The 15,918-nt window shown below is 67.2% G+C and carries 17 protein-coding genes; 2 read left to right on the forward strand and 15 right to left on the reverse strand.

Going from position 1 to position 15,918, the window contains the following annotated elements:
• Nucleotides 1-172 precede the first annotated feature (172 nt).
• From AMD30_RS23140 to AMD30_RS23200, 13 genes are all read right to left on the reverse strand, one after another.
• A complete protein-coding gene (locus AMD30_RS23140) occupies nucleotides 173-778 on the reverse strand; it encodes an FKBP-type peptidyl-prolyl cis-trans isomerase (protein ID WP_055477242.1) in 606 nt (201 codons plus the stop codon).
• Nucleotides 779-807: 29 nt separating this feature from the next.
• On the reverse strand, nucleotides 808-1,287 hold the full coding sequence (locus AMD30_RS23145) for an SRPBCC family protein (RefSeq protein ID WP_055477243.1): 480 nt from the start codon (nucleotides 1,285-1,287) through the stop codon (nucleotides 808-810).
• Complete coding sequence (locus tag AMD30_RS23150; protein WP_055477244.1) at nucleotides 1,287-2,321, reverse strand: LLM class F420-dependent oxidoreductase; 1,035 nt, start codon at nucleotides 2,319-2,321, stop codon at nucleotides 1,287-1,289. Before AMD30_RS23150 ends, AMD30_RS23145 begins: the two co-directional genes overlap by 1 nt.
• On the reverse strand, nucleotides 2,318-2,728 hold the full coding sequence (locus AMD30_RS23155) for a nuclear transport factor 2 family protein (RefSeq protein ID WP_010842634.1): 411 nt from the start codon (nucleotides 2,726-2,728) through the stop codon (nucleotides 2,318-2,320). Before AMD30_RS23155 ends, AMD30_RS23150 begins: the two co-directional genes overlap by 4 nt.
• Nucleotides 2,694-3,695: a DMT family transporter gene (locus tag AMD30_RS23160; RefSeq protein ID WP_055477245.1), complete on the reverse strand. Its 1,002-nt coding sequence runs from the start codon at nucleotides 3,693-3,695 to the stop codon at nucleotides 2,694-2,696. The genes AMD30_RS23155 and AMD30_RS23160 overlap by 35 nt, the downstream gene beginning before the upstream one ends.
• Nucleotides 3,692-4,834, reverse strand: a complete 1,143-nt coding sequence (locus AMD30_RS23165) for an MSMEG_0565 family glycosyltransferase (RefSeq protein WP_055477246.1) — start codon at nucleotides 4,832-4,834, stop codon at nucleotides 3,692-3,694. Before AMD30_RS23165 ends, AMD30_RS23160 begins: the two co-directional genes overlap by 4 nt.
• Nucleotides 4,831-5,679, reverse strand: coding sequence for a carbon-nitrogen hydrolase family protein (locus AMD30_RS23170; protein WP_010842631.1), 849 nt, complete (start codon nucleotides 5,677-5,679; stop codon nucleotides 4,831-4,833). The genes AMD30_RS23165 and AMD30_RS23170 overlap by 4 nt, the downstream gene beginning before the upstream one ends.
• Before the next feature lie 40 nt (nucleotides 5,680-5,719).
• Nucleotides 5,720-7,180: an MSMEG_0567/sll0787 family protein gene (locus AMD30_RS23175; RefSeq protein WP_055477247.1), complete on the reverse strand. Its 1,461-nt coding sequence runs from the start codon at nucleotides 7,178-7,180 to the stop codon at nucleotides 5,720-5,722.
• Nucleotide 7,181: 1 nt separating this feature from the next.
• Nucleotides 7,182-8,237, reverse strand: coding sequence for an MSMEG_0568 family radical SAM protein (locus AMD30_RS23180; protein WP_055477248.1), 1,056 nt, complete (start codon nucleotides 8,235-8,237; stop codon nucleotides 7,182-7,184).
• 131 nt (nucleotides 8,238-8,368) lie between these two features.
• On the reverse strand, nucleotides 8,369-9,640 hold the full coding sequence (locus AMD30_RS23185) for an MSMEG_0569 family flavin-dependent oxidoreductase (protein WP_055477249.1): 1,272 nt from the start codon (nucleotides 9,638-9,640) through the stop codon (nucleotides 8,369-8,371).
• Complete coding sequence (locus AMD30_RS23190) at nucleotides 9,637-10,098, reverse strand: MSMEG_0570 family nitrogen starvation response protein (protein ID WP_055477250.1); 462 nt, start codon at nucleotides 10,096-10,098, stop codon at nucleotides 9,637-9,639. The genes AMD30_RS23185 and AMD30_RS23190 overlap by 4 nt, the downstream gene beginning before the upstream one ends.
• Complete coding sequence (locus AMD30_RS23195; RefSeq protein WP_055477251.1) at nucleotides 10,091-11,002, reverse strand: carbon-nitrogen hydrolase family protein; 912 nt, start codon at nucleotides 11,000-11,002, stop codon at nucleotides 10,091-10,093. The genes AMD30_RS23190 and AMD30_RS23195 overlap by 8 nt, the downstream gene beginning before the upstream one ends.
• A gap of 13 nt (nucleotides 11,003-11,015) precedes the next feature.
• A complete protein-coding gene (locus AMD30_RS23200) occupies nucleotides 11,016-11,540 on the reverse strand; it encodes an MSMEG_0572/Sll0783 family nitrogen starvation response protein (RefSeq protein WP_004019804.1) in 525 nt (174 codons plus the stop codon).
• A 720-nt stretch (nucleotides 11,541-12,260) separates the two neighbouring features.
• On the opposite strand from AMD30_RS23200, the gene AMD30_RS23205 reads away from it, so the two are divergent.
• The gene (locus AMD30_RS23205) at nucleotides 12,261-12,947 is read left to right on the forward strand and encodes a ZIP family metal transporter (protein WP_010842624.1); all 687 of its coding nucleotides are present in this window, start codon (nucleotides 12,261-12,263) and stop codon (nucleotides 12,945-12,947) included.
• 83 nt (nucleotides 12,948-13,030) lie between these two features.
• Here AMD30_RS23205 and AMD30_RS23210 read toward each other — a convergent pair whose 3' ends face one another.
• Complete coding sequence (locus tag AMD30_RS23210) at nucleotides 13,031-13,423, reverse strand: PLD nuclease N-terminal domain-containing protein (protein WP_055477252.1); 393 nt, start codon at nucleotides 13,421-13,423, stop codon at nucleotides 13,031-13,033.
• A gap of 200 nt (nucleotides 13,424-13,623) precedes the next feature.
• A complete protein-coding gene (locus AMD30_RS23215; RefSeq protein ID WP_014926788.1) occupies nucleotides 13,624-14,739 on the reverse strand; it encodes an alpha/beta hydrolase in 1,116 nt (371 codons plus the stop codon).
• Between the two features lie 296 nt (nucleotides 14,740-15,035).
• Here AMD30_RS23215 and AMD30_RS25155 point away from each other — a divergent pair.
• The coding region (locus AMD30_RS25155; protein WP_197282838.1) for a DUF6602 domain-containing protein at nucleotides 15,036-15,918 on the forward strand (883 nt) is incomplete at its 3' end.

Here is a 15,918-nt window from a genome sequence, read left to right on the forward strand (position 1 = left end):
GACGAGCCACGAAGGGCCCGCACCGCGAAATCGGTACGGGCCCTTCGTGGCTCGCTGCGCTCGCACCTCAGGGAGCAGGGGGGCTGCGCTCGCACCTCAGGGAGCAGGGGGGCTGCGCTCGCACCTCAGGGAGCAGGGGAAGGCTGCCTCGCAGGCTGCGGGAACTACCGCCTTACGACGCCGAGAGGATGCTGATCTCGAAGACGAGCGTGTCGCCGACCTCGATGCCCGCCTGGGGGTTTCCGGAGGCGTAGCCGTCGGCCGACGTCATGGCGACGCCCACCTTGGACCCGACCTTCTGCCCGGCGATGGCCTTGCTGAAGCCCGGGATCACGCCGTCGAGCGGGAAGGTGGCGGGGGAGCCGTTTGCGTAGGCGCTGTCGAAGGTCTCGCCGGTGCGGCCGTTCACACCGACATAGCAGACCGACACCGAAGCGGTCTCTGGCACGACGGCGCCGTCACCTTCGACGAGGACCTTGACCTGGGTGGCATCGACGCTGAACGGGTTCTCGACGGTGATGTCCGGGGCCTGGGTCGCTGTGGACGCGACCATCTGCAGGCTGCCGGTGGTGCCCTGCTCGGTCCACTGCGGTGTGGCGTCGGCGTTCGCGGGTGCGCTCGGGCAGCTCTCCGATCCTGCCGGTGTCTCAGCACCGCCGGTCGCCGCGGTCCCCGTGGGTTCCGTTGTGCCCGAACCGGAATCGGAGTCGGAGCTGCAACCGGCGACGGCCAGGACGAGGGCGGTGCCGAGGACGAGTGTCGCGTTCTTGATGTTCACCCTGGGAACGCTACCCGAGCCGCGACCACTCACCGAGAGCCACGACCGGCGAGAACACGTGCGGCTCGCTCGAGATCGGCCCGCACCGCTCGCGCGGCGGGCCACCGCGCCGCGGTCAGCACCAACCCGCCGACCGCCGGCACCGTCAACACCACCTCGGCACGGACATCGGTGCCCCCTTCCCGGCTCCCACCGTCACGCTCGGCGAAGGTCAACGTCAGGACCGCGTCGACCGACCGCCACCGCCCGATCTCCTGCCACACGCGATGCCCCTGGCACACAGTCACTTCCATCCGCGGTGACACCCCGGGTACGACGGTGACGTCGGTCCAGCTCGTCCCGACGTCACCCGCCCGGTCACCGATCGGCCGCAGGTCGTCGACGCGCCGCAGACTCGACTGCCACTCCGGACGATTCGCCGGGTCCGCGAGGTAGTCGAAAGTGACGTCGAGCGGCGCGTCGAATGAGACCACCGCATCGATGACGGTGACCTGGGCGGGGGAGAGCATCACCGGATGAGGTCGGCGAGTTGTTCGACCTCGGCGACGCTTCCCGGCGACACGAGCATCATCGTCACCCCACACGCTTCCCAGACCTTGATCTGTTCGCGTACGTGGTCGAGGTCGCCGACGATCGCCGAGTCGTCCACGACGGCGTCGGGGATGATCTGTGCTGCTTCGTCTTTGCGGTTGTTCCGGAACAGTGCGGTCACCTCGTCGACGACGTCGGAGTACCCCATGCGGCGGTAGACCTCGGCGTGGAAGTTGGTGTCCTCGCTGCCCATCCCGCCCATGTACAACGCCAGGAACGGCTTGATCGCGGCATAGGTGCCCGCACGGTCGTCGGTGACGACGATCTGGGCGGTGGCACACACCTCGAAGTCCTCGCGGCTGCGTCGTGCACCGGGGCGCGCGAAGCCCTCGTCGAGCCACTCGTTGTAGGTGTCGGCCATCCGTGGCGTGTAGAACAGCGGCAGCCAGCCGTCGGCGATCTCGGCCGCGAGCGCGACGTTCTTCGGCCCCTCGGCACCGAGCATCACCGGGATGTCGCTGCGCAGCGGATGGGTGATCGGCTTGAGCGACTTGCCCAGTCCCGATGCGCCTTCTCCGGTGAACGGCAGCGGGTAATGGGGCCCGGCGCTGCTGACGGGGGCTTCGCGGGCCCACACCTGGCGCATGATGTCGATGTATTCGCGGGTCCGGGCGAGGGGCTTGGCGAACTTCTGCCCGTACCAGCCTTCGACGACCTGCGGCCCCGACACCCCGAGTCCGACGATGTGCCGCCCGCCGGACAGGTGGTCGAGGGTCAGCGCGGCCATCGCGCAGGCGGTCGGGGTACGGGCCGACAACTGCAGCACCGACGTCCCGAGCCGGACACGTTCGGTCGACGACCCTAGCCACGCCAGTGGGGTGTAGGCGTCGGATCCCCAGGCCTCGGCGGTGAAGATGCTGTCGAAGCCGGACGCCTCGGCCGCGGCGACGATCTCGGCGTGATGGGTCGGCGGTTGCGCGCCCCAGTAGCCCAGTTGCAGACCGAGTTTCACTGGACAGCCCCTTCGGAGTCGGCAGCGGCTTCGGCGGCGATCTGATCGAACTGCGCGCCCATCGCGGCGGCGACGGCCTGCGCACCCGACAGCGGGCGGACCATGACCATGAGGTCGTCGATCTTGCCGTCGTCGTCGACGTGGATGAAGTCGCACCCGGTGATCTTCTTGCCACCCACCACGGCCTCGAAGACGAGTGCCGAGTCGTGTCCGCCGGCGTCGTTGATCTCGCGGATGTAGCGGAAGTCCTCGAAGACCCGCAGCACGCCACGGAGGATGGCCGACGTGATCGCCTTGCCCGGGTACGGCTTGAACGCGACCGGACTGGTGAAGACCACGTCGTCGGCGAGCAGCGCGCTCATCGCCTGCTCGTCACGTGCCTCGACGGCCTCTCGGAACTGCTTCATACGTCGACCTCCCTGTCGATGATTCTGAGTCGACGCTAATGGATGCCGGGCCGGTCGATGTAGGAAGGCGAGGAGCCAGGAGTACGAGCAAGGCCATCACGAGCAGTGCGATGCCCACCCATCCGATCGCGGTGATCGGTTCGGCGAGCACCACGACGGCCAGCACTGTCGCCACGGCGGGCTCGATCAGGGTGATGGTGGTGGCGGTCGAGCTGTCGATCCGGCCGAGCCCGCGGCTGAACAACACGTACCCGAGGAACTGCGGGACCAGGACGAGGTAGGCGAGGACACCGAGCGTCTCGGGGTGCGCGACCATCGCAGGCACGCCGAGCGCGACGATCGGCAGCAGCAAGACCCCGCCCAGACCCATGACGGTCCCGGCCGCGGCGCCGCGCGGCACGGAGCTGTTCATCAGTCGACGCATCGACCACGACAACCCGGCATAGGTGATCCCGGCGAGCAACCCGAGCCCGACGCCCAGCGCGGCCGACTGATTGCCCGACAGCGCGTCCCCGTGTGACGACTCGCTCCGCGACAAAGCCAGCGCCGCGCTGCCGACGATGCCGAGCAGGCAGGCGACCGTCCATCGCGGGGTCAGCTTCCGACCCTCGGCGACCCGTTCGATGACCGCCGACACGAGCGGTGCCGACGCCAGGGACACGACGGTGCCGAGCGCGACGCCGCCGACGCGCATGGATCCGAAGAAGCACAGCGGGTAGATCATCACGCAGATCCCGCCGAGGAGCGCGACCCGCCACTGCGCGGTCACCTGTGACCATGAGCGTCGAATCGCCCGCGCGTTGACAGACGCCTGCAACAGGCCGCCACCGCACATGGCCACGGCACCGATGGTGACGGCACTCAGCGCCGGGGCCATCGCCGCCGCGGTACCCGACGTACCCCACAGGATGGCCGTGAGCGCCACCGCCAGCATCCCGGCGCGTTCGTTCCTGCGCGAGTCGCTCATTCCCGCGTGTCGATCCGCCCCGCCGGATGCGGGTGCCGCGCGTAGAACTCGAGGTGCTGGCGCGCCGCGTCGTCCCACGTCAGCGAGGCGGCCAGGGCACGTCCCGAGACCACGCGGTCGGGGTCGGGCGCGAGTGACGCCTCGAGAGCGGACGCCAGCTTTCTGACGGTCGAGGCATAGGCGACGGTCTCGCCGAACACCTCGCGCAGGATGGGGAGATCTCGCGCGACGACGGGCCGTCCCGCGGCGAGCGCCTCCATCGCGGCCAAGCCGAAACCTTCTTTGACCGACGGGAACGCGAACACTCGGCAGGCGGCGACGAGCGACGGGAGGTCGTCGTCGGGCACGTTGCCGAGCACGAGCGGTTCGACGTCGAGTTCCGCGCGCCGACGGTCGAAGTCGGCACGGTAGTCCCGGTAGTCGAACAGGGTCTCGCCACCGGCGAAGACGAGCGTCAGTTCCGGATGTGCTGTGCGCAGAACGGCATACGCGTCGAGCAGGTCGATGCTGCCCTTGCGCGGTTCGATCCCGCCGACGGCCAACACGTAGTCGCCGAGCCGATCCGACCAGCGTCGGCGCGCTTCGGAGGCATCGGTATCATCCGACGCAGCGCCGGCAAAGCGTTCATACGCAACGCCGTTCGGGATCACAGTCGGGGTGAGGCCCCAGCCCGATTCGACCTCGTCGGCGACCGCGCGCGACACACAGATCCGCGCATACGGATCGACCACGGCCTTCTCGTGGCAGTCGACGAGGATGGGCGTCGTGAACTGGTCGAGATGATGAATGGTACGGATACACGTCCCAACGGCGTTGGCGCTGATGCAGTCCTGCGCGTGCACGATGTCGTAGGCACCGGGATCGAACGCAGCCCGCAGGGTGTCGATGGACCGGACGATGCGTTCGGTGATCGTCTCGTTCTCGCGATCAGGGAAGGTGACGAGCCGCACCCGGACAGCCGGATCGACGGCACGAAAGAAGCCCTCGTCGCCGCCGCGGGCCAATGACCACACCGTGACATCGACGCCGAGCCGGGCCATCGCCTCGGCCAGGTTCAGCGTGTGGACCACGCCGCCACGGGGTTTCGTCGAGTAGGTGAGCAGTGCGACGCGCAGTGACGGATTCGACGCCCCGGTCATCGCTGGTCCGCCGACGTCGTCGACCGGTAGGTGTCCGGCCGGAGTTCGCCGAGATGACTCAGGACCCGTCGGGCGCGGTCGACCTCGGCATCGACATCGACTGTTGCCGTGGCCAATCCACCCTTCGATCGGGTGGTGGCCAAGACGTCGCCGCCTGGTCCGACGACCTTCGCCTGTCCGAGGAAGCGCAGCGAACCCATCACCCCCGTCTGGTTCGACGACACGACGAAGACCTGGTTCTCCGCAGCTCGGGCGCAGTCGTAGAGGTCGAACAGGCGTGACTGTCGGTCGGCGGGCAGCCGAGCGGCACGGTCGGTGACGCTGGCGGGCCACGCGGACAGCGCCGCGATGATCCGCGCCCCGTCGAGGGCCAGCGTGCGCGCCGACTCCGGGAACGTCTTGTCGTAGTCGATCAGCATGCCGAGGCGGCCGACCGGGGTGTCGAAGGCGCCGAACCGGTCACCGGCCGCGTATGCGAGTTCCTCGCCCGCGGGCTGATGGACTTTGCGGTGCGTACCGAGAATTCCGTCTCCGTTGACGCAGACGGCGGTGTTGAACCGCTGGTCGTCGACGGCTTCGGTGTAACCGATACACACCGTCATGTCGCCGGCGGCGGCGGCGATCGCGGCGAGTTCGGGAGCGTCGGGGTGGAGAGGGGGCGGCAGCTCGGCCGGGTCGGGATGGCGCAGGTCGCCGAGGTAACCGCCGAGCGAGGCGTCGGGGAAGACGAGGAGGTCGACGCCGTCGCGTGCGGCGGATTCGATGATGCCGACCGCTTTGGCGACACCGCGTTCCACGTCGCGTCCGAAGTGCGCGGCGAGGGCGCCGAGGGTGACCGTCCTCATGGGCGAACTGTACCGCTGGGGTCCGATACCGGGTGTGGACTCATGCGCTGCCCAGCCCGGTGACGGTCGACGCGACGGCGACGGTCGTCTCACCGTCGGGCCACCGCAGCCGCACGCCGGGTTCGGAGGTCAGCCGGCCGCAGTCGGCAGTCGTCACCGGGTCAGGCGCGGGGACCGCGGATCGGGCGCCGGCACGGTTGGTGCTGAGCATGGCGTAACCGGGGAAGCAGGTGAGCCACGCGCCCATCGAGGCATCGTCGGGTCGCGGCACCGCCGTCACATCCAGTTCGGCCCCGGTTCCCGACGCTTCGGCGAGCATGCCCAGTGTTCCGACGATGCCGGCCATGCTGACGTCCTTGGCCGACGCGGGTCGGACGTTCGCCAGGTGCGACGCCATGGCGCACAGTTCGTCGCTGCTGCGGGAGCTCGTCGAGTCCCATTGGCGGTCGTGATAACCCGGTCGCCAGGAGCCGCCGAGGTCGGCATGGAGGGTCACGGTGTCGCCGACGGCGCCGCCTCCGGCTCGCAGCGGACGGTCCGTCGTGCCCAGTGCGGTCACCGACAGCGCCGACGGCACGCCGACCTGGGTGTGTCCGCCGAGAACGGGTGTTCGCCACGCCGCCGCGGCCGAGCTGATGCCCCGGATGATGCGGGTCAGGTGTGACGTCGTGGGCGCCCCGACGGCGTCGAGCAGACCGAGTGGTCGAGCACCCATGGCGCTGAGGTCGTTGATGTTGACGAGCACCGAACACCAGCCGGCCCATTCGGGATCGCGTTCGATCATCGACGGAACGATGGCGTCACAAGCAGCGATCACGTCGGTGCCGGGCAGCGGAACGCCGTCGTCGCCGCGGAATCCGGCGGATCCCAGTCCGCCGGGCATCTCCGCGAACGGCGCGAGCGCCTCGGCGAGAACTGCTTTCGTCCCGTCGACCGTGCGTTGAACTCGGTCGACCGGGTAGCGCATCTCCCGATGTGACCGACCCTCGATCTGCGGCCCGGGACCGTGATCCCGCCAGCCGAGGCGGACGAACATCGGTGCGTACCGATCCTGGACGGTGGCGTCGAACCGCAGTGCACCGAGCTGCTCGACGTGCGCGCACGCCGCCCGGACGAGTGCTGCGCCCAGTCCGGCGGTGTGCCCCGCCTCGGCGACGACGAGACGACTCCCGAACCACCAGCCGATGTCGGCGTGTGCCGAGCCCGCCCACGGTGTGGGGGCAACCCGCACCCCGCCCGCGATCGTCCCGTCGGGCAGGGTCGCGACGAGGACGGCGGTCCGTGGGTCCTCGTCGGTGTCGTCGAGATCGGTGTGCTCGAAAAGTGCCTGGCGCTCGACGAATTCGCGGTGTCGCAGCGCCCGATACGCCGCCAGCTCCCGGGGGCTGTCCGCAACGGTGATGAGGAACTCGGACCGGGGAGTCGTTCGCGGCAGCCCGGACAGGATCGACAGTTCGCCCGGCAGCGGAGTCGCGGACGAACCGCGGGGGATGGACAGCATCTCAGCCTCCGACCGTCGGCAGCACGCTGCACGCACCACACGCCGCGCAACCCGCCCGCTGCTCCGACCCGGACATGCCAATGAAGCTCAGATGGCCCGCGACCTCACGGCTGATCTTCTCGACGATCGCGGGATCGGGTGCGGGAGCATCGTCGACGTCGACGGCCAGGGTCCCCGCGTGACGACGGAACGGCACGATGAACGGGTACACCCCCAAGTCGGCCAGTTCCTTGGCGCCGGCGATCATCTCGTCGGTGTCCTCGCCGAGACCGACCAGCAGGTAGGTCGACACCTGGTTGCGGCCGAACACCCGGACCGCCTCGGCCCAGGCCGCGCGGTACTCCGCCATCGGTACCGTCGACTTGCCGGGCATCCAGCGGCGCCGCACGTCGTCGTCGAGCGATTCGACGTGAATCCCGATGGCGTCGGCGCCGGCCTCGCGGAGTTCGGTCAGGACGGCGAGGTCCGCAGGCGGCTCGCATTGGACCTGGATCGGCAGTTCCGGCACCGCCTCCTTGATGGCTCGGACGCACCGGGCGAGGTGGCGGGCTCCGCGATCGCGCCCGCCGCTGGTGCCGGTGGTCATGACCATCTGGGTGACGCCGTCGAGATCGACCGCCGCACGGGCGACTTCGGCGAGCTGCTCGGGTTTCTTCACCGCGATCGTCGAGCCCGACTTCAGCGACTCCTCGATCGAGCAGAACCGGCAGCGCTGATCTTCGGCGTAGCGGATGCAGGTCTGCAGAACAGTCGTGGCCAGCACGTTGCGGCCGTGCAGGCGGGCGATCTTCTCGTAGCTGACGCCCTCGGCGGTCTGCAGGTCGTAGAACCGCGGACGTCCGATGGCGCTGACCTCGACACCGATGTCGACCCCGTCGTACAACACTCGGTCACCGTCGAAGACGAACGGACTCTGCGGGTTCCGCGGAATCGCGGCGTGCAAGCCGTCGACCATCAGGTGACCGTCGTCGCTGGGCCCCGCACCGCCACTGCGCTGCAACGGCGGGTCACCGCGAATACCGAGCAACGCCAGGTCGACTCGTGTGGATACCGTCATGGGTACTCCTTAGAAGAATGAACTGTCCGCTCGCCGGTGAGCGCGACGCCCCTCTGCTCCCTGAGGTGCGAGGAGCGCTAGCGACGAGCCACGAAGGGTCCCGTGAACCCCCGCGACAATCTGAACCAAAATCACTGCGCAGCAGCCAGATACGGCTGCCCACTCCGTACCACCTCGACAACGTGCTCCGCCACATGCCGCGCGTCGCGATCGATACCGAGGAACCGTCCGGACCCCCAGGTGTGCATCCACGGCAACCCGACGAAGCTGAGTCCGGGAACCTCCGTGATCCCGCGGGTCTGCATGGGCCGACCGCCGCCGTCGAAGGCGCTGGCCTCGATCCACCGGTAGTCCGGCCGGTAGCCGATCGCCCAGATGATGGACGTGACGCCCTCGGCGGCGAGGTCGAGTTCGACCGGATCCACGTCCGGAACCCACACCGGTTCGTATCGAGAACCCTTGGGCGCGTCGATGCCGTGCTTGTCGATGTGACGGTCGATGTCGCCGCAGATCGAGTTGTACACGGCGTCGGCGCGGTCGAGAGCAGCGGTCAGGGTCGGCGCGAACCGCAGCGTCGAGTCCTTGCCGTCGGTGAGGACGCCGTAGAGCTTCATGCCCTCGACGGCGAATCGTCGTAGGTCGATGTCGCGACCACCATCGCGTCCGGTGACGTAGTGGTTGGTCTTCTCCTGTGCGGCACGTCCGCCCGGGTACTCCTGGGTCGGGGTGTCGTAGAGGCCCATGTCCGACAGCCATGTCATGCAGTCGCGGCCGCGGTAGAAGCGTGCGACCCGCGGCGCATTCCCGATCGCGAGGTGTACCTGCCGGCCGGCGAGGTGCAGGTCTTCAGCGATCTGCGTGCCCGATTGGCCCGACCCGACGACCAGCACAGCACCGTCGGGGAGTTGTTCGGGATTGAAGTACTCCTCAGAGTGCACTTGGTGCACTGCCGGATCCAGCGACGGCGCGAACGGCGGCACCACCGGCAGTGGGTATCCACCCGTCGCGATCACGGCGTGGTCGCAGGTGATCGAATGGATCCCGTCGGGGCCGTCGAGTGTCAGCTCGAACCGATCACCGGACAACCGCTGTAGCCGAGTGACTTTCGTGTGTTCGACGAGCGGCGGTTCGAACGTCTGCAACCACCCGTGCAGCCACTCCACGACCTCGTCGCGGGTCATGAACCCGTCCGGATCCGGACCTTCGTAGGCGTAACCCGGGAGTTTGCAATGCCAGTTCGGCGTCACGAGGGTGAAGTTGTCCCAGCGCTTGTCGGCCCACGCATGCACTGCGGTATCGGCTTCGACGACCAGATGCTCGACGCCGGCCTGTCCGAGGTACCAGCTGACCGAGAGCCCGGCCTGTCCGCCGCCGATGACCACAACCGGCACGTGTGCGTTCATGAGAGCTCCTCACTGCTGGTTCCACCGCTGGTTGAGCCGGGCCGGAGCGAAGCGACGCCCGCGTCCCCTCCGCTGGTTGAGCCGGGCCGGAGCGAAGCGACGCCCGCGTCCCCTCCGCTGGTTGAGCCGGGCCGGAGCGAAGCGACGCCCCGTGTCGAAACCACTTCCGCACCCGGCAACGGCGGGTACATCGAGACCACCTCGACCTCTGCGGAATCGGGGTGCCGAGCGGCGTCGATGGAGATCTCCTCGGCCGACGCCGCCGCGGACGTGCAGGCGAAGCCGTACTTGGCGCGGACCCGTGCGCTGGCCTCGTCGAGTGCGGTGGTGGCACGCGACCGGAAGTCGTCGACGCGGTAGGTACCTGGCGCGAGATGGTCGTGCAGCACGAGGCTGGGGGAGTAGTACTGGCGGAACAGCCCGTCGGGCCAGCGCACCTGGACGGTCATCTCAGGCATGAGCGAGGTCCCGCCAGGCGAAATCGGCGCCGGCGTCGGAATCGCTGTCGGCTTCGACGAGCATGCCGTACACCTCGGGCCGACGGTCCCGCAGGTGGAACATCCCGGCACGCATGGCGGTGAAGCTCTCCGCGATGTCCACCTCGGCGACGGCCAGTCCGCTCCCGAGAAGCGTTGTGTCGAGGATGTTTCCGCCCGGGTCGACGATCTTGGCGTTGCCGACGTAGCGCAGCGACCCGAATGTCCCGCTTTGATTAGAAGCCACCCAGAACACCTGGTTCTCCAGGGCCCGCGCGGTGTCGAAGAGGTTGAACCGGTAGGTCCACCGATCGTCTTGGAGGTTCTCGGCGGTCGCGGTCCGTGCGGCCGGCCATGCGGACAGGCTGGCGATGATCTCGGCACCCTTGAGTGCCATGATCCGGGCAGCCTCGGGAAAGGCCTTGTCGTAACAGATTTGGAGACCGATACGTCCGACCGGAGTGTCGAAGACGCCGTATCCGTCGCCCGACGAGTACGACATGTTCTCGCCGAGCGGCTGGTGCACCTTGCGGTAGCTGCCGAAGATGTGGTTCCCGTCGAGGACGGCGGCCGCGTTGTAGCGGGTCTCGCCGTCCTCGCCGAGTTCGCAGAATCCGATCGCCACCACCAGATCGCCGACGATGGACTGCACCCGAGCGATCTCGGGTCCGTCGAGGGAGATCGCCGGCGGCAACGACTGGGCGCTGTTCTTCCGGGTGTCGCCGTGGTTGCCCAGCGACGACAGGTATCCGCCGATCGCCGCTTCCGGGAACACCAGGAGGTCGACTCCCCGCGTTCGTGCTTCGCCGACGTACTGTTCGATCGTCGCGTAGTTCTGCTCGAGGTCGCGGGTGAAGTTCGCCGCGACGGTTCCGATGGTGGTCATGTGTTTCGGATCCTCAGACCATGTAGGTGGAGTTGATGATTGCGCCCTTGCGGGCGTAGTGGATCAGCGCGTCCTGCACGTCGAGCGGGTGTGCCGGGATGACACCTTCGATCAGGTCCTCCTCGCGTCCGCCGTGCAGTGCGAGGCCGAAGCGACAGCAGAACACGGTGCCGCCCTCGGAGATGAAGGTCTCCAGCGAGTTGTTGATGTTCTGCTCGCCGGGGAACCCTGAGTCGCCGGTCGTCGGGAATCCGCGTGTGGCAAGGCAATTGATGGCCCCCGGACCGTAGAAGTACATGGCCGACTCGAAGCCCTTGCGAAGTGCGCGTGTGGCCTGAAGAACGGCCACGAAGGACACCGACGACTCGTGTGCGATGCCGTGCACGAGGGTGAAGTAGGACTCACCGTTCTCGGCCTGGTAGTCCGGGAAGATCTTGGTACCGCCATAGATGTTCGAGCCCTTGGGAAGTGAGGGGTGCGGGATCTCCGCCAGCGACGCGGCGATGTTCTCGGTGATGGTTTCGTCGAAAGAGGGCACAAGAACTCCTGGGATGGCGAGACGGTGTCTGCAAGTGTTCGGCCGCAAGGCGGCTCGACGTGCGAAGGTGGGATCGGGCATCATTGCCCGGAGTGGTTCGACCGAAGATCCGGTCTTATCGAGTAGCGATTGCTCGCTACGACACTCAGTTCACTCGCCACCGATTACCGAATGGTTTCCGGCGGAATAAAGAAACCGCCGAATCGTGTAACACGACCCTGGTCGGTCGACCGACACGCATGCCCGGCTGAGCAGACAAAAATGTCCGACGAACCGGTCGGGTCGGGGGTCTGACCGGTTCGTCGGACATACACAGTGTATCCCTCGCGCCCCAGCACGGTCCATCGAGGTATCCGCAATTCTGTGACCTGTTGGATTACAGATCCTTCATCGCCTCTTGCTCGCTGATGTTGGGGGAGCGAAGCGACCACCCGCGCTCTCCAATCGAAAAGAAGCGACCCCCCATTGCTCCCTGAGGTGCGAGGGACCACCATTTGCTCCCTGAGGTGCGAGGAGCGCTAGCGACGAGCCACGAAGGGCGCCGCAACCCACAATCACCACTCCCGCGTGCCCCACTCGCCAATCCAAAAGAACCGACCCCCCATTGCTCCCTGAGGTGCGAGGAGCGCAAGCGACGAGCCACGAAGGGTCCACGCAAGCCGCGCCGGAAACTCCGCACCCCACTCGCTATCGACCGATGCACGAGGCAACCTTGTCCTCATGCTCACCGCGGTTCTGTACGGTCTCGCGACCGCCGTTCCCATCGCAGTCGGCGCTGCAATCGGGCTGCGCTGGAATCTGCCGAATCCGATCCTCGCGACCCTGATGGCGTTCGGCGCCGGGACGATGATCGCGGCGGTCTCGACCGAACTGTTCGAACCGGCTTTCACCCAGGCCGGCACCGGGGTCGCGGCGATGGCGCTGTTCTCCGGCACCGCGGTCTACGTCGTCGCCGACCGGCTCGTCGAAACCAAGCTCGGGTCGTCGGCCATCGGACCCGCGCTGATGATCGGCGTGTTCCTCGACGGCGTCCCGGAGAACACCGCGCTCGGTGTCTCGCTCACCGCGGGCGGTTCGCTCGTACTGGTGGTGGCGATCGCGGTCGGCAACGTCCCTGAAGCGGTGAGCGGAGCGTCGTTGATGCGTCGCGAGCACGACGCCTCGATCCGCTCGGCGCTGGCGATGTGGTTGTTCACCGCCGTCGTCCTGGTTGCGGTCACGGTGGGCGGGTACGCGGTGGCCGACGCCATCTCACCGACCGCGATCAGCGTGGTGCAGGCGTTCGCCGGCGGCGCGACGCTTGGAGTGCTTGCAAACTCGCTGATGCCGGAGGCATACCGCGAGGGCGGATGGTGGGTCGGCCTCGCGACCGCCGGTGGCTTCCTGCTCGCCTTCGTGCTCGGGTGACTGTGCCCACCGCTTCCTCAGGCGGACCGTCATGGCCCCCGACGCGGTGCCGTACCTCAACTCTGCCTCCGTGCCTCTGCTTGCTACGTCGTGGTCGGTGGCAGACCTTGGTCGTCGGTGCGGTCGGTCCTGTCGGCGGCTCGTTGCTGCTCGCGCGCGGTCCGACGTTGCTGTTCGGCGCGTTCTCGCACCTGCCGGAGGAACTCCTGGTCCGCCTCCGGGTCCCGCGGAATGTAGCGACTGGGGTGATCGTATTCCGGGAACTCACCGGCCGCGGCCGACTGCCGGCGCGGTCGTTCGTCAGCGGTGGGGCGTCCGACCGCCAGCCATACCAGCGCGCCGGCCAGTGGGATCATCACCACCAGGACCACCCAGGCGAACTTGGGCAGCCCGCGCACGGCGGCGTCGTCGGTCTTGATGATGTCGATCAGCGCGACCACCAGGATCAGCAGGTAGATCAGCCCGAGATACGGCATGTCTGTCCCCTCTTCTCAGCGTCGGTCACCACATCGGCCGTATCCACGGCGGAGGTCCGTTGAGGCTCTTGGTTCGTCCAACATAAACCGCTGTCACGATCCGCCCGCCCGGGAGGCGGCGACCAGGGATCTCGGCCGGGCTACGTTCGCTCCCCACGACACCCGGCGACGACGACGCCTCGACGATCCGCGCGGCAAACTCAGTGCGTCTGCGCAGCGTCCGGATCACCTTCGACGTGCCCGTCCGCCAGTTCCGACAACGCCCGGAACACGCGCTTCGACGCCTCGGCCCATGGCATGAGGATGGGGAAGACGTGGAACATGCCGGGTTCTTCGATGGCGTGTGTCGGCACCTCCGATGCCTCGAGCCGTGCCGCGAAGTCGCGTATCCCGTCGCGGAACATCTCGCTGCCACCCCAGCAGACGAAGGTGGGCGGGAACCACGACGGGTCGGGTTCGGCGTTGACGGGTGAGACCCGCGCGTCGTTCGGCTGGACACCGTGCAGGTAGGGAGTGACCGGGATGCTCCAGGGCAGGATGTCGTATTGGGCGTTCTCGGTGATCGACGGGTGGTCGAGGTCGAGATCGATCTCGGGGGAGAACAATGCGAGTGCGCCTGGACGAGGCAGGTCGTGGTCGTGAAGGTAAGCGACCAGCGACGCCGCGAGCCCACCTCCGCCGGAGTCACCGGCGACGATGATGTGGTCCGGGTCGACGCCGCGGCCCAGCAACCCCCGGTACACGTCGGCGGCGTCGTGAACACCTGCGGGAAAAGGGAATTCGGGGGCCATCCGGTAGTCGGCGATGAACACCTCGTGTCCGGCGATGCGCACCAGCGACGCCGCGAAGGCGGAGTACATCATCGGCGAGGTGCCGATGTATCCGCCGCCGTGCAGGTAGAGGATCGTCGCGCCGATCTCTTCCTTGTCCTTCTCGTCGTCGACGTAGGCGTCGGAGCTGGCCTTGGCGCGACACCACAGCCCGGGGACCCCGCCGACGATGTCGTCGGTGAGTTCGACGCCGTCGGTCAGCTCGACGAAGGGCGGCATCACGATGCGGCACAGGTCGTCGAGGATCTTCTCCATCGACCGGAACTCCTCGATCGGCAGTCCCATCGAGTAGCCCATGAACGCGCGGATGGTCTGGCGGGTGACGGACTGGCCGACGTTGTCGAGCAATCCGGACGGACCCGACCAGGGCTTGCGGAACGGCACCCGCGCGAGGCCGTTGATCATGCTCTGCGCGAGGCCGACGACCGTCAGCGCGGTCACCGGCGCCGACGCGGTCTGGACCTCCGGACGATCAGCCATCACCATGCCGCCCAGGGTAACGAGAGTGCCGATGTGCGGCTGGACGCACGATGGGTAACTCAAGCCTCGACAGGCGCAGTCGTTGGATTAGATGTTTGGACAAGGATCACGACTTCACATGTCTCTCGACGCAGACTCGGAGCGACTTGCTTCGGTCGACGCGAATGATGTAGATCACTGTCTACCGCCGTGAGCGATGTGGCTCCTGCTTCTACCCGCGCTTCGATAACTCCGTCGAAGTCGAGAATCTAGCTGGTTGTGCGCGGCTGGGGATTGCTGGCTTGATTACAGAAGGTGTGAGTGTGGCGACAGGACAACCCAGGACCGGTCACGCACGCGCGGAGCGGCTGTTCAGCTTGGCCGACCAATCGCTCCAGACAGCGTTTAAGAAGTCCGAAGAGGCCTACCAGCACATGGGAGATCGAGGTGGAGCGCGTGAATCTGCGGTCCGGGACTTCCTGCGGGATCAGCTTCCATCGCGGTTTGCCGTCGCCGCGGGTGAAGTGATAGACGCAGCAGGCAACTGCTCTGGCCAGACTGACGTGATCATCTATGACGACTCCAACACGCGCCCCTTGTCTATTGCTGATCAGGTCGTGACCCTTCCTGCCGAGGCTCTTCTTGCTGTAGTAGAGGTCAAGTCAACTCTGACCAAAGTAGAGACCAACCGCGCGATTGGGTCGGCAATAAAGCTCCGCGAGCTCCGGCCTTGGGACGCTCCGTGGACGAGCGCTCGTCGAGGAGGCCAGCACGCCGATGACGGACTACCAAGAATCTTCTCGACGGTGCTGGCGTTTCGCTCAGATCTTTCAGAGGACGACTGGGCGATGAAGGAGATGCTGAGAGTCCGGGACTCCTGCGACGAGCTGACGCTTCCGACCGCCCACGTCGACCGAGTAGTTGTCTTAGGTCGCGGAATGCTGATCCCATCTGATGGCACGGTTTTCGTACCGCCGCCAGACGCGAGCGTAATCGGACAGTGGTTTCTCTCTCTTGCTGGGTTCTTGGCTCGCGAGGTTGACCGCCGCGAAACATTCCCCTGGCAACGGTATCGACTGCCGCACAGTGACAGTTGGCAGCACATTGCTGACGCACGGAACGACGCACCACCGGTCGCCCGCGCGACCGCGAAACAGCGAGCGCAACACAAACTCGAGCGCAACACTGGTCAAGTCCCAAGTAGTG

It is taken from the genome of Gordonia sp. HS-NH1 (assembly GCF_001418765.1).
Classification (GTDB): domain Bacteria; phylum Actinomycetota; class Actinomycetes; order Mycobacteriales; family Mycobacteriaceae; genus Gordonia.